Genomic DNA, 24947 nt, shown 5'->3' on the forward strand with positions numbered 1-24947 from the left:
CCCCGACGACCGGAAGGGAAACAAACATGTCCCCGTTCACTCTCGCCGACCTCAAGCGGATCCTCCTCGAAGGCGCGGGCGCCGACGACGGCGTCGATCTCGACGGCGAGATCCTCGACATGGAATTCGTGGACCTGGGCTACGAGTCCCTCGCCCTGCTGGAGACCAGCAGCCGCATCGAGCGTGAGTACGACATCTCGCTGGACGAGTCGGCGATGGCCGACGTGACGACGCCGCGCGCACTCATCGACCTGGTCAACAGCCACCTCGCCGCCGCGGCCTGAACCGAGCACGGAGGAAGAACATGACCGTCACCCCTGTCGCCGAACAGCGGGACACCGCCGGCGAAACGACGCAGAAGGTCGCGCTCGTCTCCGGTGCCACGAGCGGTATCGGGCTCGCCGTCGCCCGGCTGCTGGCCTCGACCGGCCATCGGGTGTTCATCGGCGCCCGGAACGCCGAGAACGTCGCCGCCACCGTCAAGGAGCTGCGCGAGGAAGGCCTCGACGTGGACGGCGCCGTCCTCGACGTCCGTTCGGCGGACGCGGTGCGACAGTTCGTCGAAGCCGCCGTCGAGCGCTTCGGCACCGTCGACGTGCTGGTCAACAACGCCGGCCGGTCCGGTGGTGGGGTCACCGCCGACATCGACGAGGAGCTGTGGCAGGACGTCATCGACACCAACCTCCACAGCGTCTTCCGGATGACCAAGGAAGTCCTCAACACCGGTGGCATGCGTCAGAAGAAGCGCGGGCGCATCATCAACATCGCCTCGACGGCCGGTAAGCAGGGCGTGGTCCTGGGCGCCCCCTACTCGGCCTCCAAGCACGGTGTCGTCGGTTTCACCAAGGCCCTGGGCAATGAGCTGGCGCCGACCGGCATCACCGTCAACGCGGTCTGCCCGGGCTATGTCGAGACGCCGATGGCGCAGCGCGTCCGGCAGGGCTATGCCGCGGCCTACGACACCACCGAGGAGGCGATCATGGAGAAGTTCTCCGCGAAGATCCCGCTCGGCCGCTATTCCAGCCCTGAGGAGGTCGCGGGTCTCGTCGGCTACCTGGCGTCCGACCCCGCTGCCTCCATCACCTCGCAGGCCCTCAACGTCTGCGGCGGGCTCGGCAACTTCTGACCGCCGACCGTACGGCACCCGCCCCTCGGGCTCCTTGGGATCCCCGCCGGAAAGGAGAACAGACATGCCCCCCAGCGCACTTCGCGAGGTCGAGCACGAGATCGTCGTGGCGGCACCGGCCGCCGACGTGTACCGGCTCATCGCCGAGGTCGAGAACTGGCCGAGGATCTTCCCACCGACCATCCACGTGGACCATGTGGAACGCGGTGAGAAGGAGGAGGTCATCCGGATCTGGGCCACCGCCAACGGCGAGCCCAAGAACTGGACCTCGCGCCGCACCCTCGACCCCGACGCCCTGCGGATCGGTTTCCGCCAGACGATATCGACCCCTCCGGTGGCCACGATGGGCGGCACCTGGGTCATCGAGACGCTCTCGGACAGCGAGTCCCGGGTCCGTCTGCTGCACGACTACCGCGCGGTCGACGACGACCCGAAGAGCCTGGAGTGGATCGACAACGCCGTCGACCGCAACTCCCGCTCCGAACTGGCGGCTCTGAAGGGCAATGTGGAACTGGCCGTCGCCCAGTCCCGGGAGCTGCTGCTGTCCTTCGAGGACAGCGTCCGGATCAACGGCTCCGCCAAGAACGCCTTCGACTTCGTCAACGAGGCCCAGTTGTGGGCCGAGCGACTGCCGCACGTGGCCAAGGTCCGGTTCGAAGAAGACGCCAACGGTCTGCAGACCCTGGAGATGGACACCCGGGCCAAGGACGGTTCCACGCACACCACGAAGTCCATCCGGGTGACCTTCCCCCACCACAAGATCGCGTACAAGCAGATCACCCTGCCCGCGCTGATGTCCCTGCACACCGGGTACTGGACGTTCGTGGAGCACGAGGAGGCGGACGGCACCGTCGTCACCACCGCGTCCTCGCAGCACACCGTGGTGATCAACCCGGAGAACATCGCCCGCGTCCTCGGCCCCGAGGCCGGCGTCGCCGAGGCCCGCGAGTACGTCCAGGGCGCGCTGAGCACCAACAGCCTGGCCACGCTGGGCCACGCCAAGGACTACGCCGAAGCCAAGGGCTGACCATGGCCGGCACAGCGGACGTACAGCCCCGTATCGACACCCAGGTCGTCGTGGTGGGGGCGGGCCCCGTGGGGCTGATGCTCGCCGGGGAACTGCGGCTCGGCGGGGTGGACGTCGTCGTGGTGGAGAGCAGGGCCGAACCGACCACCGAGTCACGTGCGTCGACCCTGCACGCCCGCACCATGGAGATCTTCGCCTCCCGGGGGCTCCTGAACGGCTTCGGGGAACTGCCGAACGACGTCATGGGCCACTTCGGCGGCATCCCGCTGGACCTGACACTGCCGGGCCCGTTCCCCGGCCAGTGGAAGGCCCCCCAGGTCCGCACGGAAGCGGTCCTCCAGGAGTGGGCCCTGTCCCTCGGCGCCCGTCTCCGACGCGGTCACGCCCTCACCTCGGTGACGCTTCATCAGGACCGGGTGGAGACCGAAGTGTCGGGACCCGCCGGGCCGGTCCGGATCAGCGCGCTGTACCTCGTCGGCTGCGACGGCGAGCACAGCACGGTCCGCCGGCTCACCGGGGCGGAGTTCCCCGGCCGGGACGCCGACCGGGAGCTGATCCGGGCGGATGTCGCCGGGATCGACATCCCGGCCCGGCGCTTCCAGCGGCTGGAGCGGGGGCTGGCCATCGCGGCCCGCAATCCGCAGGGGGTCACCCGGGTCATGGTGCACGAGTTCGGCAGCGCCGCAGCGCAGCGCACCCGTGACCCGGAGTTCGCCGACATCCGCGACGCCTGGCGGCGCGTCACCGGCGAGGACATCTCCCATGGCACACCGCTGTGGGTCAACTCCTTCGACGACGCCTCCCGCCAGCTGGCCCGGTACCGGCACGGCCGCGTGCTGTTCGCGGGCGACGCGGCCCACCGGCAGATGCCCATCGGCGGCCAGGCGCTCAACCTCGGCCTCCAGGACGCGGTCAACCTCGGCTGGAAACTGGCCCTCCAGGTCAGTGGCCGGGCACCAGCCGGACTCCTCGACACCTACCACACCGAACGTCACGCCGTCGGCCGGCGGGTCCTGGCGAACATCAACGCCCAGGCACTGCTGCTGCTCGGCGGCCCGGAGGTGGAGGCCGCCCGCTCGGTCCTCGCCGAACTCATCGCCCTCGAACCCGTCCGGCAACGGCTGGCCGGGGCGATATCCGGCCTGGACATCCGCTACGACACCGGCCCCGGCGGCCCTTCACCGCTGGGCGCCCGCCTGGCGCACGGCCACCCCGTGCGCTCCGGGCGGGGCCTGCTGATCGACGCCTATGGCGACCCGGAACACCACCTGCGGCTGCGCCGGGCCGCCGCGCCCTGGGCAGACCGGGTGGACGTCCTGGCGGCCGGACCCGAGACCGTCGGGCTGTCCGGCACCGATGCCGTGCTCGTCCGCCCGGACGGCCATGTCGTCTGGATCGCCTCAGCCGGACCTCCCGGCCCGGAACCGCTGGTCGCGGCCCTGCGGACCTGGTTCGGCGAGCCGGCGCGGCTCGACCACGTCGGCACCACACGAAACCTCTCGGTCGAACGCACCACACGAAACACCCCAGCCGAACGGAGACACGACATGAACAGGCTCACCGGCAAGACGGCACTGGTCACGGGATCGAGCCGGGGCATAGGCCGCGCGATCGCCGAACGGCTGGCCCGGGAGGGGGCGCTCGTCGCGGTGCACTGCTCCACCGGCGTGGCGGCGGCCGAGGACGTCGTCGCGTCGATCGAGAGTGACGGCGGCCGGGCCTTCGTCGTGCAGGCCGAACTCGGTGTGCCCGGCGACGTCCACGAGTTGTTCCTCGCCCTCGAACAGGGGTTGAAGGAGCGCACCGGGTCGACCGATCTGGACATCGTCGTCAACAACGCCGGGGTGATGGGCGGTGTCTCCGTGGAGGACACCACCCAGGAGAAGTTCGACCGGCTGTTCGCCGTCAATGTCAGGGCGCCGTTCTTCATCATCCAGCGGGCCCTGGCCAACCTGACCGAGGGGGGCCGTATCGTCAACATCTCCTCCGGCCTCACCCGTTTCGCCAATCCCGACGAGATCGCGTACGCGATGACGAAGGGAGCGGTGGAGCAACTCGCCCTGCACTTCGCCAAGTTCCTCGCACCACGCAACATCACCATCAACAGCGTGGCGCCGGGCATCACCCGCAACGGCAGTCCCGTCTTCGACATACCGGAGGCGGTCGAGCAGATGGCGCAGCTGTCGGCGTTCGGCCGGGTCGGGGAGCCGCAGGACGTCGCCGACGTCGTGGCCTTCCTCGCCTCCCCCGACGCACGCTGGGTCACCGGGGCGTTCATCGACGCCAGCGGCGGAACGCTGCTCGGCTGAGGGACGGACCATCGATGACGAGGCCCAGGAGTGTTGCCGAGGGAGCGTGGGGATCCCCCGAAGCCAGGCCGACGGCCGGGCGGTGGGGTGCGGGGCAGCGGGGCCTGCTGATCGTGCTGGCGGGCAACATGCTCATCGACGCGCTCGAGGTGTCCGTGGTGATCGTGGCGCTGCCCTCGGTCGGCGCGGACCTCGGGATGCCGCTGGTCGCTTCACAGTGGCTGGTCAGCGGGTTCGCTCTGGGGTTCGGCGGGCTGCTGCTGTTCGGTGCCCGCGTGGTGGAGGCGCTGGGACGCCGGCGGGTCTATCTGGCCGCGCTCCTCGCCTTCGCCGCCGCCTCCCTGGTGGCCGGGCTGACGAGCGAGCCGTGGCTGCTGATCGCCATGAGGTTCGTCAAGGGCTGCTGTGCCGCGCTCACCGCTCCCACCGGCCTTGCGATCATCGGTGCCGCGTTCCGCGAGGGCCCGGACCGCGACCGGGCGGTCTCGGTGTACGCGTTCTTCGGCGCTGCCGGGTTCACCTCCGGACTGCTGTTGTCCGGGGCGCTCACCGGGGTGGGCTGGCGGTGGGCCTTCCTGTTCCCCGCTCCCGCCGTACTCGCCCTCCTCGTCCTCGGACTGCGGCTCGTCCCCGTCGACGAGCCGAGTCCGTCGACAGGGCGGTCCTTCGGCGCGACCGGCGCCGCGTCCTTCACCGGAGCGCTGTCGGCGCTGGTGTACGGGGTGATGTCGGTCCCCCGGGCCGGCTGGTCCGCGCCGCCCACGGTCATCGCCTTCGCACTCGCCGCGCTGCTCGCAGCGGTCTTCGTGACCGCGGAACGGTTCGCGCGGCAGCCGCTGATCCGCATCGAGGTGCTCGCCAACACCATGCTTGTCCGCTCGATGCTCGGCGCAGCGGCCCTCAACGGCTCCTACCTGGGGCTGCTGTTGCTCGCCACGATGCGCCTGCAGACCCAGCACGGTTGGTCCCCCTGGCAGACGGCGCTGGCCTTCCTGCCGGCGAGCGCCCCGGTGGTCGTCACCACGCTGCTGACGCAGCGGCTGGTGAAGCGGTTCGGCACGGCTCGGCTGATCGCCCTGGGAGCACTGTGCCCGGTGGCGGCCTGTCTGCTCTACGCCGTGCGGGCGTCCGGTACGACCGTCCGTTACCCCACCGACGTACTGCCGTCGCTGCTGCTGATGGGCATCGGGTTCGTGCTGGCTTTCGCGGCGCTGAACATCCAGGCCACGTCGCGGATCGCGGCATCCGAGCGGGCGACCGCCACGGCCCTGTACCAGACCGCCGTTCAGTTCGCTGCTGCCCTGGTCCCGGCCGTGGTCGCCGCGGTCGTCGCCTCGGGCGCGGGAGAGCGGACGGCCGCCCTGTCCGTCCTCGCCGTCGCCCTGGTGGGCGTCCTGCCGTACGCCGCGGACCGCGTGGTCGCCCACCACGGTTCCACACGAGAGTGAGAGACCCATGCTCGCAACCGACACCACCACCGCCGACCCGGCCGTCAGGACGGCCTCGCCGCCCACCGCGCGCGAACGCCTGGACGAACTCCGGCTGCTCAAGGAGGAGGCCCGGGACGGAACGGACCCGAAGGCCACTGAACGACAGCACGCCAGGGGGAAGCTGACCGGCCGGGAGCGCATCGAGCTGCTCCTGGACCCGGGCTCCTTCCAGGAGGTCGAGCAGCTGCGCCGGCACCGCGCGGTCGGCTTCGGCCTGGAAGCGAAGAAGCCCTACACGGACGGTGTGATCACCGGCTGGGGCACGGTGGAGGGCCGCACGGTCTTCGTCTACGCCCATGACTTCCGCATCTTCGGCGGCGCGCTGGGCGAGGCCCACGCCACCAAGATCCACAAGATCATGGACATGGCCATCGCGGCCGGTGCCCCCCTGGTCTCCCTGAACGACGGCGCCGGCGCCCGCATCCAGGAGGGCGTCTCGGCGCTGGCCGGCTACGGCGGCATCTTCCAGCGCAACACCAAGGCCTCCGGTGTCATCCCGCAGATCTCGGTCATGCTCGGCCCCTGCGCCGGCGGCGCGGCCTACAGCCCCGCCCTGACCGACTTCGTGTTCATGGTCCGCGAGACCTCGCAGATGTTCATCACCGGCCCGGACGTGGTCAAGGCGGTGACCGGCGAGGAGATCACCCAGAACGGCCTGGGCGGCGCCGACGTGCACGCCGAGACCTCCGGCGTGTGCCACTTCGCCTACGACGACGAAGAGACCTGCATCGCCGAGGTCCGCTACCTGCTCTCCCTCCTGCCGCAGAACAACCGCGAGAACCCGCCGCGGGTCGAGTCCACGGACGCGGCGGACCGCCGCAGCGACGTCCTGCTCGACCTCGTCCCGGCCGACGGCAACCGGCCCTACGACATGGCCAAGGTGATCGAGGAGATCGTCGACGACGGCGACTACCTCGAGGTCCACGAGCGCTGGGCCCGCAACATCATCTGCGCGCTGGGCCGCCTGGACGGCCAGGTGGTGGGCATCGTCGCCAACCAGCCGCAGACCCTCGCCGGCGTCCTGGACATCGAGGCATCGGAAAAAGCTGCGCGCTTCGTCCAGATGTGCGACGCCTTCAACATCCCGATCGTCACCTTCCTGGACGTCCCCGGGTTCCTCCCGGGCGTCGACCAGGAGCACGGCGGAATCATCCGCCACGGCGCGAAGCTCCTCTACGCCTACTGCAACGCGACCGTGCCGAGGATTTCGCTGATCCTGCGCAAGGCGTACGGAGGTGCGTACATCGTCATGGACAGCCAGTCCATCGGTGCCGACCTCACCTATGCCTGGCCGACGAACGAGATCGCCGTGATGGGCGCCGAAGGGGCCGCCAACGTCATCTTCCGGCGACAGATCGCAGAGGCCGAGGACCCCGAGGCCATGCGGGCCCGCATGGTCAAGGAGTACAAGTCCGAGCTCATGCACCCGTACTACGCGGCCGAACGCGGCCTGGTCGACGACGTCATCGACCCGACCGAGACCCGCGAGATCCTCATCCGCTCCCTGGCGATGCTGCAGACCAAGCACGCCGATCTGCCGTCCCGCAAGCACGGCAACCCCCCGCAGTGAGCAATTGACTTGAAGTTCGGTTCAACTTCTACGTTCGTCGACGTACGCCCTCACTCGTAAGGAGACTCATCCATGTCCGCCACCCCCTTGCGGATCGTCGTGATCAACAGCAGTGTCCGGGAGGGCCGATTCGGTCCCACCGTCGCCAACTGGATCACCTCGCTGGCCAAGGAACGCGAGGATATGCAGGTCGATCTGATGGACCTCGCCGAGCACCCGCTGCCGCACTCGCTGTCCTCCGGCCCCGGTGAGGAGGTGGCCGCCGAACTGGCGAAGGTCTCACCACGGCTGGCTGAGGCCGACGCGTTCATCGTGGTGACTCCCGAGTACAACCACAGCTTCCCCGCCTCGCTCAAGACCCTGGTCGACTGGCACAACACGCAGTGGCAGGCCAAGCCCGTCGGCTTCGTCTCCTATGGCGGGTTGTCCGGCGGTCTGCGCTCGGTGGAGCAACTGCGCCAGGTCTTCGCCGAGTTGCACGCGGTGACGGTCCGCGACTCGGTGAGCTTCCACAATTGCTGGGGGCAGTTCGACGAGACCGGCGCCCTCAAGGAGCCGGAGGCGGCGACCCTGGCCGCCAAGACGCTGCTGGATCAGCTCACCTGGTGGGGCAAGGCGTTGTCCGAGGCCCGGTCGAGGACTCCGTACGGAAGCTGACCGCGGCTCGCCGGATCCCCGTGGGGTGTGCCCGGTGCCGCCGGGCACACCCGCCGCCGTACGCCCCCGTCGACCGTCGTACGCCCTGCGAAGGAGATCTGCCATGACCATCGACCAGACGACGCATCAGCCCGTGCGCCGCCCCTCCGAGGCCGCGGCCCCGTCCGCCGAGGACTCCGAACCCGTCGCGCCGACGGCTCCCGTGCCGCCGGCGGTTCCCGGCCGGCCGGCGGGGGAGGACGAGACCGACTGGGCGGAACCACATATCGTCCGGGGAATCGACTGATGCCCCGAGGGCGCTCCGTTCTCTTCGTACTCCTGGCCGGCTCCACCCTCACCGTCATGGCTGGTACGGTCCTCAGTCCCGTGCTGCCCCTCATCCGCCGCGAACTCCAGTTGGGCGGCACGGCGGCCGGGCTCCTGCTCACGGCGCACGGCCTGGCACTCGCCGTGGCCAGCCCGCTGGCCGGGTGGCTGCTGGACCGTTACGGCATCCGCCGTCCTCTGGTCGCCGGACTGCTGCTGTACGGCGTGGCCGGCGGCTCGGGTCTGTTCATCGACTCCTACGGCGTGCTCTTCGCCGCGCGGCTGGCCTTCGGGGTCGGCGCGGCGGCGGTCTTCTCCGGCACCACGCTCGCTCTGCTGACCCTCTATCAGGGGCCCGAGCGGGACCGCGCGATGGGCCGGCGCTCCACGGCCATCAGCCTCGGGGGCATCCTGTGGCCTCTGCTGGGCGGGGCGCTCGGGACGATCTCCTGGCACGGCCCCTTCGCCGTCCATCTGATCGGCCTTCCGCTCGCCCTCGGCGTACTGCTCCTACTGCCCGCCGACACAGGCTCCCGGACGGCGGGGGGCGGAACCGCGTTCACCCTGCTGCGTCTGCGGCCCCGGCTGCTGGGCCTGTACGCGATCTCGTTCACCAGCTCGCTCCTGCTGTATGTGCTGTCCGTGTTCCTGCCGCAGCGGCTGGCCCAGGCCGGCATCGACGAGCCGGCGCTCATCGCCCCTTACACCGCGGCCAGTTCGCTGGCCGCGAGCGTGGCGGGGCTGGCGTATGCCAAGGCCAGGGCGTATCTGGGGTACGCCGCGTTCCTGCGCGTCGCCGGGGCCTGCTGGACGCTGGGGCTCCTGGTCGCCGGGACGGCCACCCGTCCGGCAGCGCTCCTGGCCGCGCCCGCGCTGTTCGGCCTGGGCATGGGCATGTCCGTACCGGCCATGACCGTGCTGATCAACCGCACAGCCCCGCCTCATCTGAAGGGGCAGGCCACGGCGTTGTCGGGCACGGCCGCGTTCTCCGGGCAGTTCCTGTCCCCGGTGTTCTTCGGCCCTTTGGTCGCCGCCACCTCGCTCGCAGACGGATTGCTCGCGGCGGCGGGCCTGGCGGCCGTCGTCCTGCTGGCCGTGCTGGTCCTGCCCCTCCCGCTCCCCGACGCCGGCGAGGCGGTCCCCTCCCCCGCAGCCGGCGCGCACCGGCCCTCCCGGACCGATCCGGCCGGGACGCGACATCCGTAGGAGCTCCGATGCCTGTCGAATACGCCAAATCGCTGCCTGCCCCGGCCGTTGAGAACGTACGGGAGGTCGTCCTCGACGGCGGCCACAGCCCGCTGTCGGCCCTGCTGGTGCTGCCGCGCGACGCGCCGCCCCGGGCGGTCGTCGTCGCCCTCCACGGGGGCGGCATGCGCGCCGGGTACTTCCATGGCATGGCCCATCCGAGCCTGTCCCTGCTCAGGCTCGGGGCGTCCCTGGGATTTGCGGTACTGGCCGTCGACCGTCCCGGCTACGGGCTCTCGGCCACCGCGGTCCCCCGTGGGGAGAGCCTGGCCGAACAGGCCGGAACGCTCAGCACCGCCCTCGGGGACTTCACCGCGCGCCAAGCCACTGGGGCGGGGCTGTTCCTGGTCGGTCACTCCTACGGTGGCAAGGCCGCCCTCGCTGTCGCGGCCCACGGGGGCGAGGCGGACGGTCCTGTCCTGGGCCTCGACGTGTCGGGGATCAGCCACCGGTACGCGATCGACGTCAACGGTCTCGGCGGCTTCCACGGCCGTCGCACGACACGGCTGCACTGGGGACCGCTGCGGCTCTACCCGCCGAACACGTTCCGCCTGGCGGAAGGGCTCGTCACCACCATGCCGGAGAGAGAGGAGGCAGAAGCCTCGCTCTGGCCCGAACTCTTTCCCGGCATCGCGGGCCGGGTACGGGTACCCGTGCGCTTCACCTATGCCGAGTACGAGCGGTGGTGGCTCCACGACGAGGCCACGCTCGACGAGATGACGGGGCTTCTCGCCGCACCCCGGGTGGTCGTCGACCGCCTGCCCCGCGCCGGCCACAACATCAGCCTGGGGTGGGCGGCACGCGCGTACCACCTGCGAGCGCTCGCCTTCCTGGAGGAGTGCCTGTCCGGTCGGGAACAGTCCCCGCACGGGGCTTAGCCGTGCACCACGCCGGTCAGGCGTCGGCGGCGAAGCGGAAGCCGACGCCGTGCACGGTGGTGATCCAGCGACCGCCGCCCAACTTGCCGCGCAGACTGCTGACGTGGGTGTCGATGGTGCGTCCGGTGCTGTTCCATCTGTCCCCCCAGACCTTCGTCATGAGTTCCTGGCGGGACACCACCGCGCCGGGGCGCGAGGCGAGCAGCTGGAGGAGGCCGAACTCCTTGTCGGTCAAGCGGACGGACCGGCCGCCCAGCACGACCTCACGCGTGTCGGGTTCGATGCGCAGCGGACCGAACGACAACTCTCCGGTGTTGTCGGCCTGCAGCCTCACCCGCCGCATGACCGCGTCCATCCTGGCCGTCAGTTCCCGGAAACCGTACGGCTTGTCCAGGCAGTCGTCGGCCCCCGCCCGCAGTACGAGAGTCCGGGTGACCTCGGAGTGGTGCCGCGAGGTCCCTATCACCGCGACGTCGGAGACGGCTCTGATGCGCCGGCAGGCCTCCACTCCGTCCATGTCGGCAAGATCGAGGTCGAGCAGGACGAGATCGAATTCCGTCAGCACGCGCAGGGCATCCTCGACGGCGGTAAGACTCACCGCCCGGTGACCGCACCTCCTGAGCCCGCGGGCGAGGCAGGCGGCAAGCTTCTTGTCGCTTTCTAACAGAAGAATGTCCAAGGCGAACCTCCGGGGGAGAGTGACAACGTTCGACTCTTTTCACGATCCACAGTGAGTCAAACGATGTGCTCTGTTAACAACGGAGGATGCGACGAAGGTCACTCCTTGTGCCCTCGCCCAAACATGAATCCGGCGCCTCGTACTGCCACGATCCAGTCACGTGAACCAAGTTTGCGTCGAATGCTGCTCACATGGCTGTCGAGGGTCCTGCCCGTACCGGGCTGAATGTCACGCCACACCTCCTGGAGGATCTGCCGACGCGGCAGCACCTCGTCAGGACGGCAGGCGAGAAGTGCGAGCAGGTCGAATTCCTTCCGGGTGAGCGGCACAACCCGGTCATGGAGGCGCACTTCCCGCGACTCCAGATCGATCCGCAGCGGACCGCTTTCGATGGTCTTCGGCGACTGTCCGGTCAGCGAGCCGCGGAGCCGGCGGGTGACGGCCTCGATGCGTGCCGTCAGTTCATGCAGACCAAAGGGTCTGACCAGGCAGTCGTCCGCGCCTGCCTGGAGGGCCAGGACCCGGTCGAGTTCCTCGGTGCGGACGGTGACACACAGGACGGGCAGATCACTCAGTTCCCTGATGCCCCGGCAGACGTCCAGGCCGTCACGATCCGTTATGTCCAGATCGAGCAGGACGAGGTCGACCTGGGCGAGATCACGCAGGGCCTCCGCGCCGGCGTGGACGACCTCGACGGTGAACCCGCTCCGGGTCAAGGGGGCTTCGAGGGCAGCAATCCTGGCGTCGGCTGTCACAAGACGTATGTGCAAGGGGGTCACTCTCCCTCGGCGGCAGGCATCGGTCTCGCCAGATGCGGGACACGCGCCCACGCCATAGGACCTTTCGGGGCAGCTTCGGGCGGCAGCGGTAAGGCCGGATCCCCTGGTCGGCGGCGCCACCGACCAGCGCTCCGCCTGGGGGCAGCGGAGCACGACTACGGACGATGGCGGCCACAACGGATCACCAGGGGTGAACGGGGCACCCGGCGGTGTGGGAGCAAGGGCTTCTACAGAGGCTTCCACGGCGGACCCGGCGGGAAGGGCGAATCCTTCGCGGTGCGCTGAGACGACATCGAAGAGGACGTGTCGCGGGGTCGCGGCCGGAAAAGGGCACACTTCGACTGCCCGAAGAAGCGTGACACCCCACTCACTCACTGTCAACACGCGCCCATCCCGTCACTCCGGGTGACGGGAGCCGTCCTGGCAAATGCCAGGGGCGAGCGGCAACCGCAACACAAAACGACAATATGTGACCGCTTCGTGACATTCCCCTCTCTGCCGGGCTTGACGAACTCCTTGAGGCTTCATCAAAATTGACCCCAGTAACCGCTTCCATACTCTGACCCTGAGGAGCACTTCAAGGTGGGTCCCTCACCCAGGCCATTAAACGTCTGTTAAATCAGAGTCAGATATCCCTTCACCGTGCGACAGCCATCTTCCTGCCGGCCGCAGCGCGATTCTTTTTTGTAATTCATGAACATGTCTCCGGGCCGGAGGGAGAACAATCGTGCCCTCATCCAGGAAATTAACCCCACCTCTCCACATATCCCTCGACACATCTCTCGAGAGTGTCCATGAAGCGAGCTGCTTCCGGGCAGAGCGCCTGCGCGTCGCTCTGTGCACAGCCGTGAATTTCCACCACGAGAGCGAGCACGAACTGACGTCGTCCGCGCATGGGCTGCGGGAACGCGTCAGCGGCAGCAGGCCGACGGGTATCACTCTCGACGAGTCCGTGGTCGCCCTGCGGTCGCGGATCACCGAGCTGCTCACCTCGTGGGCCCGGCTGGTCATCGAGGAGCGCGGAGTGGCCGCGCCCCGGAACTGCAGCGTTCCGGGCCTGGCCGAATTCCTCGACCGACACCTCTCCTGGCTGACGGAGCATCCGGCGGGACCTGACTTCGACCGGGAGGTCACCGCGCTGATGCGCTCCTGCCACACACTGCGCGAAGAAACCGGGCCGACGCGCCGGGAGCTGGGCGGCTGCCCGGAGCCCGGCTGCTCCGGAACGTTGTATGCAGCACTGCATCCAACCGAAAGCGACCCAGAACGGCCCGGTTCAAGGGTGATGTGCGACCAGGGGCATGCCTTCGCGCCACAGGACTGGCTGCTGCTCGCCGGCCCGCGCCAATCTGCCGGGATCCGGCCGTGACCACCGGGGGAGGCAAGCGCACCGTACCGACCGAACTGGCGGCTCTGGCCATGGGGGTCTCGTCGGCGACCATCCGGAAATGGGCCAGTCGAGGAAAGATCACCCGTCTTGGCACCGCACAGCGCGCGGAGTACGACCTCGACGAGTTGTACAGGTTGCGACAGACCCGACAACCCGAAGCCCCGAGCCGGGCCCGGACGGTCGATGACGCAGCTGATTCCGGCCCGGATTGAAGCGGGCCGGTGCGGTCACGTGAGCTGTTCGCGTAGACATACGGTGCAGGTTCGGAGTTGACGTGTGGTCGGCCCGCCACGAGGGCGGTGGGCACGGTCTCGTTGCCTTGCCTGCCACCCTCACCACACGGCGCTTGCAGCCCGGCCACCACAAGACGACCGGCCGGCCGTCGGCCGCGCCGGGTCGCTGTAGCACCTCAGCTCGGATGGCGGGGAACACCTCGGCCAGTGCCCGCGCGGAAGCCCAGGGCTCCGTCCCCGACCGCCGGAACCGGGGCGCACATGCGGCGACGGGCGCAGTCGCGCATCAAGTCGGCCCACGACTCGGCACATTCGCGGTATGTGAACGCGCGACACACCGCCCTGCGCAAGGAGGAGGACGTCCGGCTCAGGAAGGGCGGAGCCCCAGCCGGGCGGCTGGAGTTCTGGCGTACGCAGGACGTGCTGCGGCGGCAGCGGGGTGCGCGCGGAGTGGCTCCGCCCGAATCCCCGGAGTCACCGCCCGCCTCGGGACGCCCGTGAACTGCCCACCCCAACGCCGCTTACGACGCGGTGCTGATCCTGGGCCCGCACGCACCCCAAGAACCCGCGCAAGTCCACCGTCCGCGTGACCGGCGTCAGGCACGACGACATCACCGGCCGGCCCATCTGGACCAAGAAGGTCGGCGTCGTCACCGGGGTCTGAGCCCTTCCGGTCATGCCGTCGCAGAAACGTGAAGTGTGGTCAGGCCTCCTCGACCGCCACGGTGACGGGCGTACCGGTCTCGACCGTGCGGCTGACCGTGCAGAGCCGGTCGTGGGAGGTCTTGACGGCCCGGGGAAGAATCGCGCGGGCCCGGTCCGCGCCCTCGCCGTCCGGGAAGGCGACGGAGAAGGTGACCTGGAGATCGGTCATCCGGTTGCCGAGCTCGTCATTGATCTTGTTGCCGGTCACCGCGACGGAGAACCTGGTCGGCTCCGCGTGGCGGCTGGTGGCGATGTCGACGTCGACCGCCGTGCAGCCGCCGAGCGCGGCGAGCAGCAACTCCACCGGGGTGAATTCGTCCTCCCCCTCGGGTTCGGAACCGGTCCCGAAACTGATCGTGCCGCCACGGGCGTTCATCGCGACGAAGTGACCGGTGCTGGTTCGCTCGACGGTGACGGAGCGCAGGGTGTCATCTGCCATGACGACGACACTAAGCGCTCCGCGGGGTGTGCGGCGAAGCGCTGGGTGCCCCGGGACCGGCACTCCGAACGCATCGCCGCGGTCACCACAGGCTCTCCAGCGGCAGGGCGAGAACCCTCTGCGTCTCACACCACTGCCTTCATCGCGGCCCGCTCTGCTGGTACGAGTGGAAACCCCGGCCCGTCTTGCGGCCGAGAAGGCCGGCCTCGACCAGGCGGCGGAGCGTGGGCGGTGCGCTGTGGTTCGGGTCGCAGGACTCTGCGTACAGGGACTCGGAGATCGACAGGACGACGTCCAGGCCGATGAGGTCGGCGAGGCGCAGCGGGCCCATCGGGTGGGAGCAGCCGAGGGTCATGGCGTCGTCCACCGCGTCCGGTGAGGCGTAACCCGACTCGACCATGCGGACGGCGGACAGCAAGTAGGGGATGAGCAGGGCGTTGACGGTGAATCCGGCGCGGTCCTCGCAGCGGATCGGTTTCTTGCCGAGGACGACGGTCACCCATTCCTCGGCGCGCGTCAGGGTCTTCTCGTCGGTCAGGAGGGTGCCGACGAGCTCGACCAGGGGGAGGGCGGGCACCGGGTTGAAGAAGTGCAGGCCCAGGACGCGGCTCGGATCGCGGGTGGCGCGGGCCAGACGGGTGACGGACAGGGAGGAGGTGTTGGTGGCGAGGATGGTGTCGCGGTCCGCCAGGACGCTGTCCAGACGGGCGAACAGGGCCAGCTTCGCGTCGAGGTCTTCGGCGACGGCCTCGACGACCAGGTGGCAGTCGGCCAGGTCCGTCAGGTCCGTGGTGTAGGTGAGGTGGCGCAGAGCGGTTTCGTGCTCCTGCGCGCTCAGCCGGTCCTTGGCCAGCGCGCGGTCCAAGGACTTGGTCACTCGCTCCTCGGCGCGGGTCAGGGATTCCTGTGACGACGCCGCCACGCGTACGTCGAGGCCGGCGACGGCGCAGATGTGGGCGATGCCTGAGCCCATGGTGCCGCAGCCGACCATGCCCACGCGCTGGATCGCGGTCATCCGCGTCCCCTCCTCAGGCTGTTGTGTGGTTCTCGTGTCAGTGGGCCGGTGCGGCCGCGACGGGGCTTCGGGTCTCGGTGGTCTGCTCGGCGCGCAGGGGGTTGAGGCGGTGTTCGCCGATCCGGTCTCGCAGGGCGCGGTCCGTGACGCCCAGTCCGGGGCGGGGGGCCAGGCACAGGACGCCGACCTTCCCGATGTGGCCGTTGGTCTGGACGAGCCGGGCGGCGTCGGCGACCTCGGTGAGGGGGTAGACGGTCGATCGCGCGGGGACCAGGCGGCCGAGGCGGAACAGCCGGTTGCACTCCGACTGCTCCTGGAGGTTGGCGGCGTGGCTGCCCACGATGCGCTTGAGATTCATCCACAGGTAACGGTTGTCGAAGCGGTGCTGGTATCCGGTGCTGGAGCCGCAGGTGACGACTGTTCCGCCGCGTCGGACGACGAACACGGACAGGCCGAAGGTGGCCTTTCCGATGTAGTCGAAGACGACGTGGGGGTCCTCGCCGAAGTGGCCGCGGATGATCCCGCCCAGCCGCTTGCCCGCCTCGACGGTCGCCTCCGGGTCGTCGGAGATGTCCTGGTCCAGGCCGACCTCGGCCCGGTTGATGACGAGGTCGCAGCCGAGGGCGCGCAGCCGCTCCGCCTTCTCCTCGGAGCTCACGACACCGACGGCGATACCACCGCCGCCCCGGACGAGCTGGACGGCGTAGGAGCCGAGACCGCCGGTCGCGCCCCAGATGAGCACGATGTCGCCCTGCTTGATGCGCGCGCCCCGGTCGCTGACCAGCATGCGGTACGAGGTGGCGGCGCACAGCATCGTCGAGGCGGCCTCCTCCCAGGTCAGGTGCGCGGGCTTGGGCATCAACTGGCTGGCCCGGACGACGGCGTAGTGGGCCAGGCCACCGAAGTTGGTCTCGAAGCCCCAGATCCGCTGCTCGGCGCCGAGCATGCCGTCCGCGTGGGTGGCGGGTTCCTGGTCGTCCACCTGGACGCAGCTGACGACGACGTGGTCACCGGCCTGCCAGCGCCGCACGCCCGTACCCACCCGTACGACGACTCCGGCGGCGTCGGAGCCGACCACGTGCCAGGGCAGGTCGTGCCGGGCGGCCGGGCCGCCCTGGCGGCCCAGGCGCTTGAGGAAGGTGAACGTCGGCAGGGGTTCGAAGGTCGCCGACCAGACCGTGTTGTAGTTGATGGAGCTGGCCATGACGGCGATCAGGACCTCGTCGACGGCCAGTTCCGGCATGGGCACCGGGCCGACCCGCAGGGTCTTGCGGACGTCCCGGTCACAGGTGCCGTCGAAGACCGTCTGGTCCTCGGCGTGCAGATGGGCCGCGGTGTACGTGTCCGGCAGCGGCCTGCGCAGGAGTTCCTCCGCGGGCGCGTCGCTGAGCACGGCTTCGATCAAGGAGTCCATGGGTTCCCCAATGGGTTCGGGAAGGTCCGGTGAATGCGCTGCCGGAACCGGCCGTCGTCCGGTTCCGGGCCGGGCGGGCACGGCGTTGCGCCGGCCCTATCGAAAGCCTCCGGCGTGTGCAACGGCCCGGCTCGCGGCGCCGGGATCGGCGGCGGGCAGCAGGTACGGACCGCTGCCGGGCCGCACCGCGCGGACGCCGGGACCCTCGACGAGGGTCCGCTCCCGGGCGTAGGCCCGGGCCAGCCGGTCCATCAGATAGCGCCCCTGGTCGTGTTCGCGCAGGAGGTTGGCGTCCACCAGCGCGTCCAGGACATCCTCGGCGCCGTCCGGTGAGCACCCGAGCAGCGCGGCCGCCGTCTCCCGCCCGAAGGGGGCGCGGACTTCGGTGCCCAGCACGCGGAAGGCCCCGCCGAGGCAGATGCCGGCCACGGTGCGGTCACGGGTGGTGGCATACGCGGACTCCAGCACCGGCCGTACGGCCAGGTCGCCGACCTCCAGCTCGTCCAGCAGCCGCTGTTCGTCGCCGAGGCGACGGGCCACGTCGGCGAGGCCGCGGCGGGGCCTCGCGCTGATCCGGGAGCCGATGATCCGCACCGCCAGGGGCAGTCCCGCGCAGCCGGCGGCGACCTGGCGGGCGGCCCGCGGTTCCAGTTCGGTCCGCCGACGACCGACGATGCGGCGGAGCAGGTCCAGGGCACCCGCCTCGGACAGCGGCTCCAGTGCCATCTCGCGGGCGCCCTCGAGATCGGTGAGCCGGTTGCGGCTCGTGACCACCAGCCGGCTGCCGCCGGTACCGGGCACGAAGGGGCGGACCTGCGCGGCGTTCTGGGCGTCGTCCAGCACCACCAGCATCCGGCGGCCGTCCGTCAGGGACCTGAAGAGCGCGATGCGCCCCGCGAGCGAGGCGGGTACGGCCGTGTCGGGCACCCCGAGGCCGACCAGCAGCCCGGCCAGTATCTCCCCGGGTGCGACGGGGCGTCGGGAGCTGCCCTCCAGCTCCACGTAGAGCTGCCCGTCGGGAAAGCGGTCGCGGACCAGGTGACCCGACTGTACGGCGAGCGCCGTCTTGCCGATGCCTCCGCCGCCCGTCAGCACCACCGTCGTCGGCGTCTGTGCGGCCGGCTCGGCACCCAGGAGCCGTACCAGCTCGGTCAGTTCCCGGTCGCGTGCGGTCAGACCCGCGGTCGCCGGGGGCAGTTGGGCGGGGACGGGCCAGCGCGGGCCGCCCTCGCCCCAGCGGGCCGGCGGTTCCTGCCGCCGTTCGGAGGGGTGTTCGAGCTCGTCCTCGGCGCGCAGGATCCGCTGCTGGACCGCGCGCAGCTCCGTGCCGGGCTCGGCGCCCAGTTGGTCGACGAGGGCGGCCCGGGTCCGCCGGAACAGGTCGAGCGCCTCCGTCTGCTGCCCGGAGCGGGACAGGGCCAGCATCAGCCGGCCGATCAGCCCCTCGTGCAAGGGGTGCTCGCGGCCCAGCCGCCACAGTTCGGGGAGGATCTCGGCGTGCCGCCCGAGTGCCAGGTCCAGATCCACGCGCCAGGTGCAGGTCTGGAGATAGAGCTTCTCGAGGTGGCAGCCCTCCAGTTCCTGGAGCGTGTGGGAGGGGACGTCCATCAACGGTTCGTGGCGCCACAGCGCCAGTGCCGCCCGCAGTTGCTCCACGGCCTGCGGGAGGGCACCCCCCTCGGCCAGCGACTGGGCGGTTCTGCGGAGGGCCTGGAAACGGCCGAGATCGGTCTCGTCCTCCTCCATCTCGATCAGATATCCAGGTGCCCGCGTGATGATCCTGCTTCCGCCGTGCGGGCCCAGGGACTGGCGCAGGCGCATGACGTAGGTACGGATCGTGGCGGTCGCGCTCGGGGGCGGGGTTCCGTCCCAGACGAAGCGGGCCAGGGTCTGGACGGGGACCACCTTGTTCGCGTTCAGTACGAGGGTGGCGAGCACGACGCGCTGGCGGGGCGCCGAGACTCGAAGTTCGTGTCCGCCGGAACGGACGACCAGGGGACCAAGTAACGAGATTTCCATAACTGCTCCACCCTTTAGACGGCAGTGAGCGGCGGCATCCGACCGGGACGGGGATCCCGTGGCGGAAGTCGGTGGGGGTTGCCCAGTGGGGTGTCTCGACGCGGTGCGAAGGAACAGTGCGGGTGGGAGGGAGGCGGTCAGCGCAGGGGTGCCGCGTCCCGGTGCGGGGGTGTTCCCCGCGGGCGGCAGCACCGAGGCGATCCGGAGAAGAGATCCGCGGACCTGAACAGCGATGACGGACTGTGTGCGGGTTCTGCCTGGCAGTGCACGTTCATGGTGACTTTGTAGCGGCTCCGTCGCGCTGCCTGTCAGGAAGCTGGGGTGAGCGGCGCAAAGACAGGGGGCGGCAGGGGGCCAGTAGGGGTAGCCCCCCGTGGACGGGGGTGTCTAGCCTCCGGAGCGGCGTCATGTGTCCGTGATCGACTTCTCTCGAAGGACAGCAGCCGATGGATCACCATGTCGATGAGCGGGACCTGTGGCTTCGGTGCTTCGTCCCGGCCCCCGACTCCCCCACTCGACTCATCTGCTTCCCCCACGCCGGCGGCTCGGCCAGTGCCTACCACACACTGTCGGTCGCGCTCGCGCCGACGGCCGAGGTGTTCGCCGTGCAGTACCCGGGCCGGCAGGACCGGCGCAACGAGCCCTGTATCGACAACGTTCCCGAACTGCTCGACCGGCTGGTCCCGTTGCTCTCGACGCCGGGCGACGAACGGCCGCTGGCGCTGTTCGGCCACAGCATGGGCGCGACCCTCGCCTACGAGGTCGCGCGCCGGCTCCAGGAGCTGGGCGGGGCGGCGGAGCCCGTGATCGTCTTCCTGTCCGGGCGCCGCGCACCCCACTTCGAACGCGGCGAGACCGTGCATCTCCGTGACGACCAGGGGATCCTGCGCGAGCTGGAGCTGCTGGGCGGTTCCGTCGGCGCCGCGCTCAGGGACCCCGAGATCCTCCAGATGGTGATGCCCGCCATCCGGGGCGACTACCGGGCGGCGGAGACCTATGTGCATGTGCCGGGGCCCCCGCTGCGCTCCCCCGTGGTCGCGCTCACCGGCGACCGTGACCCCAGGGCGTCGGTGGGTGAGGTGGAGGGATGGCGCCGGTACACCGAGGGCCCGTTCTCCCAGCACGTCTTCGAAGGCGGCCACTTCTATCTCAACGACCAGGCGGAGGCGGTGCAGGAAACCGTACGACGGCATCTCAGCGCGCTGCCGGTCCCCGGTGTGGGGGCCTGACACCGAAAGAGGTGGGGACATGCCCGCTACGCACATCACCAACCTGCTCGGGACCATCGACGAGTTGGAGCGCTGCCTGCACGCGCTGCGGCAGCGGACCGGCGAGTCGGCCGTGGTGCAGAACCTGCTCGACACCGCGGCCCGGATGAGAACCGACGCCGCCGGCCTGGGCACTCCCCCGGTCCCGCCATCGGGGCAGCGGGCCGTGGCCGTGGCCGAGACCCCCTACGACCCCCTGCTGTGGCACAACGCGGGCGCGGACGACGAGGGCGTCGGCGGCCACCGCCCCGCCCCGTGGCGGCCGTGACCTCAGCCGGGCCGTGCCGCACCCGACCACTCGCACCGGATGGAGAGAGCACCGCATGGCCGACCAGCTGACCATGAGCCCACAACTCCTGGACTACGTACGCGACTTCTCGCTGCGCGAGGACGACGTGCTGCGCGAACTGCGGGAGGAGACGGCCGAACTGCCCGGCGGCACCGCCCTGCAGACACACCCGGAGGAGGGACAGTTCCTCGCCCTGCTGGTGCGGCTCACTGGCGCTGCCGCCGTGCTGGAGCTGGGCACCTACACGGGCTACAGCGCCCTGTGCATGGCACGGGCGCTGCCGGCCGACGGGCGCCTGGTGACCTGTGACATCACCGATCGCTGGCCGTCGATCGGCGTCCCCTACTGGAAGCGGGCGGGGGTGTCCGACCGCGTGGAGCAGCGCCTCGGGGACGCGACCGAGGTCCTCGGGGAGCTGCTCGCCGAGCAGGGGCCGGCGAGCTTCGACCTGGTGTTCGTCGACGCGGACAAGGTCAACTACCCCCGGTACTACGAGCAGTCGCTGGAACTGGTGCGGCCCGGCGGTCTGATCGTCGTGGACAACACGCTGTTCTTCGGCCGGGTCGCCGATCCGGCCTTCACGGACGCCGACACCGAGGGAGTCCGGGCGCTCAACGCGCTGCTGCGGGACGACGACCGGGTCGAGGTGAGCATGCTCACCATCGCCGACGGTGTCACGCTCGCCCGACGCAAAGAGGCCTGACCGACACGTACTTCGGGGCTGTGACGACGGATGCCGTCACAGCCCCGAAGTCATGGGGTCACGCGCCGGTGGCCGCCAGGTCGGACACCTCCAGGCGCACCGTGGTCGACGCCGGTCTCGGATCGGCCACGAGGTGGAGCCGCTCCACGTCCGGGCTGCCGTCGCCCAGGGCCTCGGTGCAGGCGCAGGGGGACTCCTCGAAGCCGGCGAAGCGGTAGGCGACCTCCATCATGCGGTTGCGGTCGGTGCGCCGGAAATCGGCCACCAGGTGCGCTCCGGCGGCGGCCGCCCGGTCCACCAGCCAGTTCAGGATCACCGATCCCGCGCCGAAGGAGACCACCCGGCACGAGGTGGCCAGCAGTTTAAGGTGCCACAGGTCCGGGTGCTTCTCCAGCAGGATCACGCCGACCGCGCCGTGCGGCCCGAACCGGTCGGTGAGGGTGGTGACCAGCACCTCGTGGGCGGGGTCGGCCATCAGTGCGCGCAGGGCGGCGTCCGAGTAGTGGACGCCGGTGGCGTTCATCTGGCTGGTGCGCAGCGTCAGTTCCTCGACGCGGGTGAGTTCGTCCGGGGTGGCCCGGCCGATCCGCATCACCAGCTCCAGGCTGCGCAGGAACTCCTCGTCGGGTCCTTCGAAGGCCTCCCGTTCGGCGTCCCTGCGGAAGCCGGCCTGGTACATCGCGCGGCGGCGCCGGGAGTCCACGGTGCTGACGGCGGGGCTGAACTCGGCGAGGCCGGTGAGGGTGAGGGCGGCCTCGGCGGGATAGCAGCGGACGTCGGGCAGGTGGTAGGTGACCTCGGCGCGTTCGGCCGGCTGGTCGTCGATGAAGGCGATGGTGCGGTGGGCGAAGTTCAGGCGCTGCGCGATCCGTTCCACCGCCTTCGACTTGGGACCCCAGCCGATCTCCGGCAGGACGAAGTACTCGGCGATGCCGAGCTCTTCCAGGCGGGCCCAGGCCTGCTCGTGGTCGTTGCGGCTGCACACCGACTGCAGGATGCCGCGGGAGTCGAGTTCGCTGACCACGGCGCGGATCTCGTCGTCCAGCAGGACCTGGCCGTCCTCCAGGAGCGTGCCGTTCCACAGGGTGTTGTCGAGGTCCCACACCAGGCACTTCACCATGACCGGGGCGTCGCTCATGACGCCCCCGCAGTGGCGAGGGCGTGCTGGGCGAGCATCAGTTCACACATCTCGTTGCTGCCTTCGATGATCTCCATGAGTTTGGCGTCCCGGTAGGCGCGGGCCACCACGTGGCCGTCCCTCGCGCCCGCCGAGGCCATGACCTGGACGGCGGTGGCGGCTCCGCGGGCGGCCTGCACCGCGCTGACGTGCTTGGCGAGCACGGTGGCGCTCACCATGTCGGGCGTTCCGTCGTCCCAGCGGCGGCTGGCGTGCTCGCACGCGCGGGTGGCGGTCTGCTCGGCGACGTAGAGCTCGGCGACGTGCCGGGCGACGAGCTGGTGGGAGGCGAGCGGCACACCGAACTGGTGCCGGGAGGCAGCGTGGGAGGCGACCGCCGCCAGGCAGGCGTGCAGGATGCCGACGCAGCCCCAGGCGACCGAGATACGGCCGTACGCGAGGGCGGTGGTCACCAGCAGCGGCAGGGACAGCTCGTTGCCCCCGAGCAGGTGGTCGGCGGGGAGCCGTACTCCTTCGAGGGTCACCTCGGCGTGGCCCGCGGCGCGGCAGCCCAGCGGGTCGGCGACCCTTTGGACGCGGACACCGGGCGTGTCGGCGGGGATGACGACGGCGGCGGCCCCCTCGCCGTAGCGTCCGAAGACGACGAGCAGGTCGGCGTAGTGGGCGGCGGTCACCCAGACCTTGTGGCCGTCGACGACCAGCGCGTCGCCCTCGCTGCGGATGGTGGTGCGGATGGCCGACAGGTCGCTGCCCGCCTGGGGTTCGCTGAAGCCCACGGCGGCGAGCTCGCCGGAGGTCAGGCGGGGCAGATAGGCGCGGCACTGGGCCGTGGTGCCGAGGCGTTCGATGGTCCAGGCGGCCATGCCCTGGGAGGTCATGACGCTTCGCAGGGAGCTGCACAGGCTGCCGACGTGCGCGGTGAACTCCCCGCCGGCGAGGCTGCTCCAGCCCGGGCCGCCGTACTTGGTGGGGACGCCGGTGCACAGCCGGCCCGTCGCGCCGAGCTCGCGCAGCAGCGGCTCGGGGATCAGGCCGGCCAGGTCCCAGTCGCCGGCCCGGTCGCCGACCAGGGCGGTGACGGAGGCGGCGGCGTCGGCGAACTCGTCACTCACCGGCGTCTCCGGTCGCTCCCTGGAGCCGGCGGACCAGGGACGCCATGCTCCTGACGGTGCGGAAGTTGTCCAGCCGCAGGTCCTTGCCGCGGATCGAGACGCCGTACGTCTTCTCCAGGTGTACAACGATCTCCATCGCGAAGAGCGAGGACAGTCCGCCGGAGGCGAAGAGGTCGGTGTCCTCCTCCCACACCCTCTTGGTCTTGCCGTGGAGGAAGTCGACGAGCTCCTGCTCGGTGGTGCTCTGCGGTGACACGGTCATGATGTTTCTCCCTGGTAGACGTAGAAGCCACGGCCGGACTTGCGGCCGATGTCACCGGCCCGCACCTTCTGCAGCAGAAGGTCGCAGGGCTGGCAGCCGGGGTCGCCGGTGCGCTCGTGGAGCACCCGCAGCGAGTCGACGAGGTTGTCGATGCCGATGAGGTCGGCCGTGCGCAGCGGGCCGGTGGGGTGGCCGAGGCAGCCCTGCATGAGGGTGTCGACGTCCTCGGCGGTCGCGGTGCCCTCCTGCACCACGCGGGCGGCGTCGTTGATCATGGGGTGGAGCACCCTGCTGGTCACGAACCCCGGTGCGTCCCGCACCACGACCGGCTGCCGGCGCAGTGCGTCGAGCAGTGACCGGATGGAGTCCATCGCCTGCTCTCCGGTGCGGGCGCCGCGGATCACCTCCACGGTGCGGATCAGATACGGCGGGTTCATGAAGTGGGTGCCGACGACGTCCGCCGGATGCGCGGCCGCCGACGCGAGTTCGTCGATGGGGATGGAGGAGGTGTTGGACACCAGGACGGTGCCGGGTGCCACGACGGCGGAGACCTCGGCGAGGACCTTCTCCTTGATGTCCGCGTCCTCCGTGACGGCCTCGACGACCGCGGTGGCGCCGGCCGCGTCGGCGAGGTGGCCGCTGGTGGTGACGGTCGCCTCGGGTACGTCGTCGGGCAGTGCCCCCATGAGCTGGGCCAGGCGCAGTTCCCCGGCGATCCTGGTCTCGGCGGCGGCGAGTTTCGCCTCGTCCACGTCGATGAGGGTGACGGGGACGCCGTGGCCGACGGCCAGGGTCGCGATGCTCGCGCCCATGACGCCGGCGCCGAGGACGACGAGGTGGTGTGGTCGCCGGGGCGTGCCGGCTGTCGGTCGGAGTGGTTGCTGCATGTCGGCC

At 70.3% G+C, this 24947-nt stretch carries 25 protein-coding genes and 1 pseudogene; 15 read left to right on the forward strand and 11 right to left on the reverse strand.

What is annotated here, in order from left to right; all coding sequences use genetic code 11:
- Positions 1–26: 26 nt before the first annotated feature.
- The 10 genes from ACFY1U_RS31070 (at position 27) to ACFY1U_RS31115 (ending at position 10608) form a co-directional block, all read left to right on the forward strand.
- A complete protein-coding gene (locus ACFY1U_RS31070) occupies positions 27–284 on the forward strand; it encodes an acyl carrier protein (protein WP_390697445.1) in 258 nt (85 codons plus the stop codon).
- Positions 285–304: 20 nt separating this feature from the next.
- On the forward strand, positions 305–1126 hold the full coding sequence (gene fabG / locus ACFY1U_RS31075) for a 3-oxoacyl-ACP reductase FabG (RefSeq protein WP_390697446.1): 822 nt from the start codon (positions 305–307) through the stop codon (positions 1124–1126).
- A 64-nt stretch (positions 1127–1190) separates the two neighbouring features.
- Positions 1191–2153, forward strand: coding sequence for an aromatase/cyclase (locus ACFY1U_RS31080; protein ID WP_390697447.1), 963 nt, complete (start codon positions 1191–1193; stop codon positions 2151–2153).
- Between the two features lie 2 nt (positions 2154–2155).
- Positions 2156–4462, forward strand: a complete 2307-nt coding sequence (locus ACFY1U_RS31085; RefSeq protein ID WP_390697448.1) for an SDR family oxidoreductase — start codon at positions 2156–2158, stop codon at positions 4460–4462.
- Between the two features lie 14 nt (positions 4463–4476).
- Positions 4477–5910, forward strand: a complete 1434-nt coding sequence (locus ACFY1U_RS31090; RefSeq protein WP_390697449.1) for an MFS transporter — start codon at positions 4477–4479, stop codon at positions 5908–5910.
- 7 nt (positions 5911–5917) lie between these two features.
- Positions 5918–7522 carry an acyl-CoA carboxylase subunit beta gene (locus tag ACFY1U_RS31095; RefSeq protein ID WP_390697450.1) on the forward strand — a complete coding sequence of 535 codons (1605 nt, stop codon included), beginning with the start codon at positions 5918–5920 and terminating at the stop codon, positions 7520–7522.
- 72 nt (positions 7523–7594) lie between these two features.
- Complete coding sequence (locus tag ACFY1U_RS31100) at positions 7595–8179, forward strand: NADPH-dependent FMN reductase (protein ID WP_390697451.1); 585 nt, start codon at positions 7595–7597, stop codon at positions 8177–8179.
- A gap of 103 nt (positions 8180–8282) precedes the next feature.
- Entirely contained in the window at positions 8283–8465 is a 183-nt protein-coding gene (locus ACFY1U_RS31105; RefSeq protein WP_390697452.1) for a hypothetical protein, read from the forward strand.
- Positions 8465–9691 carry an MFS transporter gene (locus ACFY1U_RS31110; RefSeq protein ID WP_390697453.1) on the forward strand — a complete coding sequence of 409 codons (1227 nt, stop codon included), beginning with the start codon at positions 8465–8467 and terminating at the stop codon, positions 9689–9691. The genes ACFY1U_RS31105 and ACFY1U_RS31110 overlap by 1 nt, the downstream gene beginning before the upstream one ends.
- A gap of 8 nt (positions 9692–9699) precedes the next feature.
- Positions 9700–10608, forward strand: a complete 909-nt coding sequence (locus ACFY1U_RS31115) for an alpha/beta hydrolase (RefSeq protein WP_390697454.1) — start codon at positions 9700–9702, stop codon at positions 10606–10608.
- 16 nt (positions 10609–10624) lie between these two features.
- On the opposite strand, the gene ACFY1U_RS31120 is transcribed toward ACFY1U_RS31115, so the two are convergent.
- Positions 10625–11287 (reverse strand): response regulator transcription factor, encoded by a 663-nt coding sequence (locus ACFY1U_RS31120; protein WP_390697455.1) that lies wholly within the window; start codon positions 11285–11287, stop codon positions 10625–10627.
- A gap of 98 nt (positions 11288–11385) precedes the next feature.
- Entirely contained in the window at positions 11386–12066 is a 681-nt protein-coding gene (locus tag ACFY1U_RS31125) for a response regulator transcription factor (RefSeq protein WP_390697456.1), read from the reverse strand.
- Positions 12067–12913: 847 nt separating this feature from the next.
- Between ACFY1U_RS31125 and ACFY1U_RS31130 the strand changes: the two genes are divergently transcribed.
- Entirely contained in the window at positions 12914–13435 is a 522-nt protein-coding gene (locus tag ACFY1U_RS31130; protein ID WP_390697457.1) for an OvmZ protein, read from the forward strand.
- 429 nt (positions 13436–13864) lie between these two features.
- On the opposite strand, the pseudogene ACFY1U_RS31135 reads toward ACFY1U_RS31130, so the two are convergent.
- A pseudogene (locus tag ACFY1U_RS31135) lies at positions 13865–14009 on the reverse strand (IS256 family transposase); the annotation flags it as partial.
- Between the two features lies 1 nt (position 14010).
- Here ACFY1U_RS31135 and ACFY1U_RS31140 point away from each other — a divergent pair.
- Positions 14011–14190 (forward strand): hypothetical protein, encoded by a 180-nt coding sequence (locus ACFY1U_RS31140; protein WP_390697780.1) that lies wholly within the window; start codon positions 14011–14013, stop codon positions 14188–14190.
- Positions 14191–14392: 202 nt separating this feature from the next.
- On the opposite strand, the gene ACFY1U_RS31145 is transcribed toward ACFY1U_RS31140, so the two are convergent.
- The 4 genes from ACFY1U_RS31145 to ACFY1U_RS31160 all read right to left on the reverse strand — a co-directional run bounded on the left by ACFY1U_RS31145 (position 14393) and on the right by ACFY1U_RS31160 (position 19281).
- Positions 14393–14833 carry an OsmC family protein gene (locus ACFY1U_RS31145; RefSeq protein WP_390697458.1) on the reverse strand — a complete coding sequence of 147 codons (441 nt, stop codon included), beginning with the start codon at positions 14831–14833 and terminating at the stop codon, positions 14393–14395.
- Positions 14834–14972: 139 nt separating this feature from the next.
- Positions 14973–15848 carry a 3-hydroxybutyryl-CoA dehydrogenase gene (locus tag ACFY1U_RS31150; RefSeq protein WP_390697459.1) on the reverse strand — a complete coding sequence of 292 codons (876 nt, stop codon included), beginning with the start codon at positions 15846–15848 and terminating at the stop codon, positions 14973–14975.
- Positions 15849–15885: 37 nt separating this feature from the next.
- Positions 15886–17262: a crotonyl-CoA carboxylase/reductase gene (ccrA, locus tag ACFY1U_RS31155; protein ID WP_390697460.1), complete on the reverse strand. Its 1377-nt coding sequence runs from the start codon at positions 17260–17262 to the stop codon at positions 15886–15888.
- A 96-nt stretch (positions 17263–17358) separates the two neighbouring features.
- On the reverse strand, positions 17359–19281 hold the full coding sequence (locus ACFY1U_RS31160; RefSeq protein ID WP_390697461.1) for a BTAD domain-containing putative transcriptional regulator: 1923 nt from the start codon (positions 19279–19281) through the stop codon (positions 17359–17361).
- 446 nt (positions 19282–19727) lie between these two features.
- Here ACFY1U_RS31160 and ACFY1U_RS31165 point away from each other — a divergent pair, with 446 nt between their 5' ends.
- From ACFY1U_RS31165 to ACFY1U_RS31175, 3 genes are read left to right on the forward strand one after another with little or no spacing between them, the layout of a single operon-like run.
- Entirely contained in the window at positions 19728–20510 is a 783-nt protein-coding gene (locus ACFY1U_RS31165) for a thioesterase II family protein (RefSeq protein WP_390697462.1), read from the forward strand.
- A gap of 19 nt (positions 20511–20529) precedes the next feature.
- On the forward strand, positions 20530–20817 hold the full coding sequence (locus ACFY1U_RS31170) for a hypothetical protein (RefSeq protein WP_390697463.1): 288 nt from the start codon (positions 20530–20532) through the stop codon (positions 20815–20817).
- A gap of 55 nt (positions 20818–20872) precedes the next feature.
- Complete coding sequence (locus ACFY1U_RS31175; protein ID WP_390697464.1) at positions 20873–21541, forward strand: O-methyltransferase; 669 nt, start codon at positions 20873–20875, stop codon at positions 21539–21541.
- A gap of 58 nt (positions 21542–21599) precedes the next feature.
- Here the strand turns inward: ACFY1U_RS31175 and ACFY1U_RS31180 are convergent, their stop codons facing one another.
- Genes ACFY1U_RS31180 through ACFY1U_RS31195 form a run of 4 tightly spaced genes read right to left on the reverse strand, consistent with a single transcriptional unit; the run spans position 21600 to position 24940 of the window.
- Positions 21600–22679 (reverse strand): HAD-IIIC family phosphatase, encoded by a 1080-nt coding sequence (locus tag ACFY1U_RS31180; protein ID WP_390697465.1) that lies wholly within the window; start codon positions 22677–22679, stop codon positions 21600–21602.
- A complete protein-coding gene (locus tag ACFY1U_RS31185) occupies positions 22676–23791 on the reverse strand; it encodes an acyl-CoA dehydrogenase family protein (protein ID WP_390697466.1) in 1116 nt (371 codons plus the stop codon). Before ACFY1U_RS31185 ends, ACFY1U_RS31180 begins: the two co-directional genes overlap by 4 nt.
- Entirely contained in the window at positions 23784–24053 is a 270-nt protein-coding gene (locus tag ACFY1U_RS31190) for an acyl carrier protein (RefSeq protein ID WP_365838786.1), read from the reverse strand. Before ACFY1U_RS31190 ends, ACFY1U_RS31185 begins: the two co-directional genes overlap by 8 nt.
- Entirely contained in the window at positions 24050–24940 is an 891-nt protein-coding gene (locus ACFY1U_RS31195; RefSeq protein ID WP_390697467.1) for a 3-hydroxyacyl-CoA dehydrogenase family protein, read from the reverse strand. Before ACFY1U_RS31195 ends, ACFY1U_RS31190 begins: the two co-directional genes overlap by 4 nt.
- Between the last annotated feature and the right edge of the window lie 7 nt (positions 24941–24947).

Origin of the sequence: Streptomyces sp. NPDC001351, from assembly GCF_042896045.1 — a bacterium.
In the GTDB taxonomy this organism is placed as follows: domain Bacteria; phylum Actinomycetota; class Actinomycetes; order Streptomycetales; family Streptomycetaceae; genus Streptomyces.

Bases quoted from the DNA above. Each gene is read 5' to 3' on its own strand.
- ACFY1U_RS31070 (WP_390697445.1), top strand. From the start codon at position 27: ATGTCCCCGTTCACTCTCGCCGACCTCAAGCGGATCCTCCTCGAAGGC.
- fabG (WP_390697446.1), top strand. From the start codon at position 305: ATGACCGTCACCCCTGTCGCCGAACAGCGGGACACCGCCGGCGAAACG.
- ACFY1U_RS31080 (WP_390697447.1), top strand. From the start codon at position 1,191: ATGCCCCCCAGCGCACTTCGCGAGGTCGAGCACGAGATCGTCGTGGCG.
- ACFY1U_RS31085 (WP_390697448.1), top strand. From the start codon at position 2,156: ATGGCCGGCACAGCGGACGTACAGCCCCGTATCGACACCCAGGTCGTC.
- ACFY1U_RS31090 (WP_390697449.1), top strand. From the start codon at position 4,477: ATGACGAGGCCCAGGAGTGTTGCCGAGGGAGCGTGGGGATCCCCCGAA.
- ACFY1U_RS31095 (WP_390697450.1), top strand. From the start codon at position 5,918: ATGCTCGCAACCGACACCACCACCGCCGACCCGGCCGTCAGGACGGCC.
- ACFY1U_RS31100 (WP_390697451.1), top strand. From the start codon at position 7,595: ATGTCCGCCACCCCCTTGCGGATCGTCGTGATCAACAGCAGTGTCCGG.
- ACFY1U_RS31105 (WP_390697452.1), top strand. From the start codon at position 8,283: ATGACCATCGACCAGACGACGCATCAGCCCGTGCGCCGCCCCTCCGAG.
- ACFY1U_RS31110 (WP_390697453.1), top strand. From the start codon at position 8,465: ATGCCCCGAGGGCGCTCCGTTCTCTTCGTACTCCTGGCCGGCTCCACC.
- ACFY1U_RS31115 (WP_390697454.1), top strand. From the start codon at position 9,700: ATGCCTGTCGAATACGCCAAATCGCTGCCTGCCCCGGCCGTTGAGAAC.
- ACFY1U_RS31145 (WP_390697458.1), bottom strand. From the start codon at position 14,833: ATGGCAGATGACACCCTGCGCTCCGTCACCGTCGAGCGAACCAGCACC.
- ACFY1U_RS31150 (WP_390697459.1), bottom strand. From the start codon at position 15,848: ATGACCGCGATCCAGCGCGTGGGCATGGTCGGCTGCGGCACCATGGGC.
- ccrA (WP_390697460.1), bottom strand. From the start codon at position 17,262: ATGGACTCCTTGATCGAAGCCGTGCTCAGCGACGCGCCCGCGGAGGAA.
- ACFY1U_RS31160 (WP_390697461.1), bottom strand. From the start codon at position 19,281: ATGGAAATCTCGTTACTTGGTCCCCTGGTCGTCCGTTCCGGCGGACAC.
- ACFY1U_RS31165 (WP_390697462.1), top strand. From the start codon at position 19,728: ATGGATCACCATGTCGATGAGCGGGACCTGTGGCTTCGGTGCTTCGTC.
- ACFY1U_RS31170 (WP_390697463.1), top strand. From the start codon at position 20,530: ATGCCCGCTACGCACATCACCAACCTGCTCGGGACCATCGACGAGTTG.
- ACFY1U_RS31175 (WP_390697464.1), top strand. From the start codon at position 20,873: ATGGCCGACCAGCTGACCATGAGCCCACAACTCCTGGACTACGTACGC.
- ACFY1U_RS31180 (WP_390697465.1), bottom strand. From the start codon at position 22,679: ATGAGCGACGCCCCGGTCATGGTGAAGTGCCTGGTGTGGGACCTCGAC.
- ACFY1U_RS31190 (WP_365838786.1), bottom strand. From the start codon at position 24,053: ATGACCGTGTCACCGCAGAGCACCACCGAGCAGGAGCTCGTCGACTTC.
- ACFY1U_RS31195 (WP_390697467.1), bottom strand. From the start codon at position 24,940: ATGCAGCAACCACTCCGACCGACAGCCGGCACGCCCCGGCGACCACAC.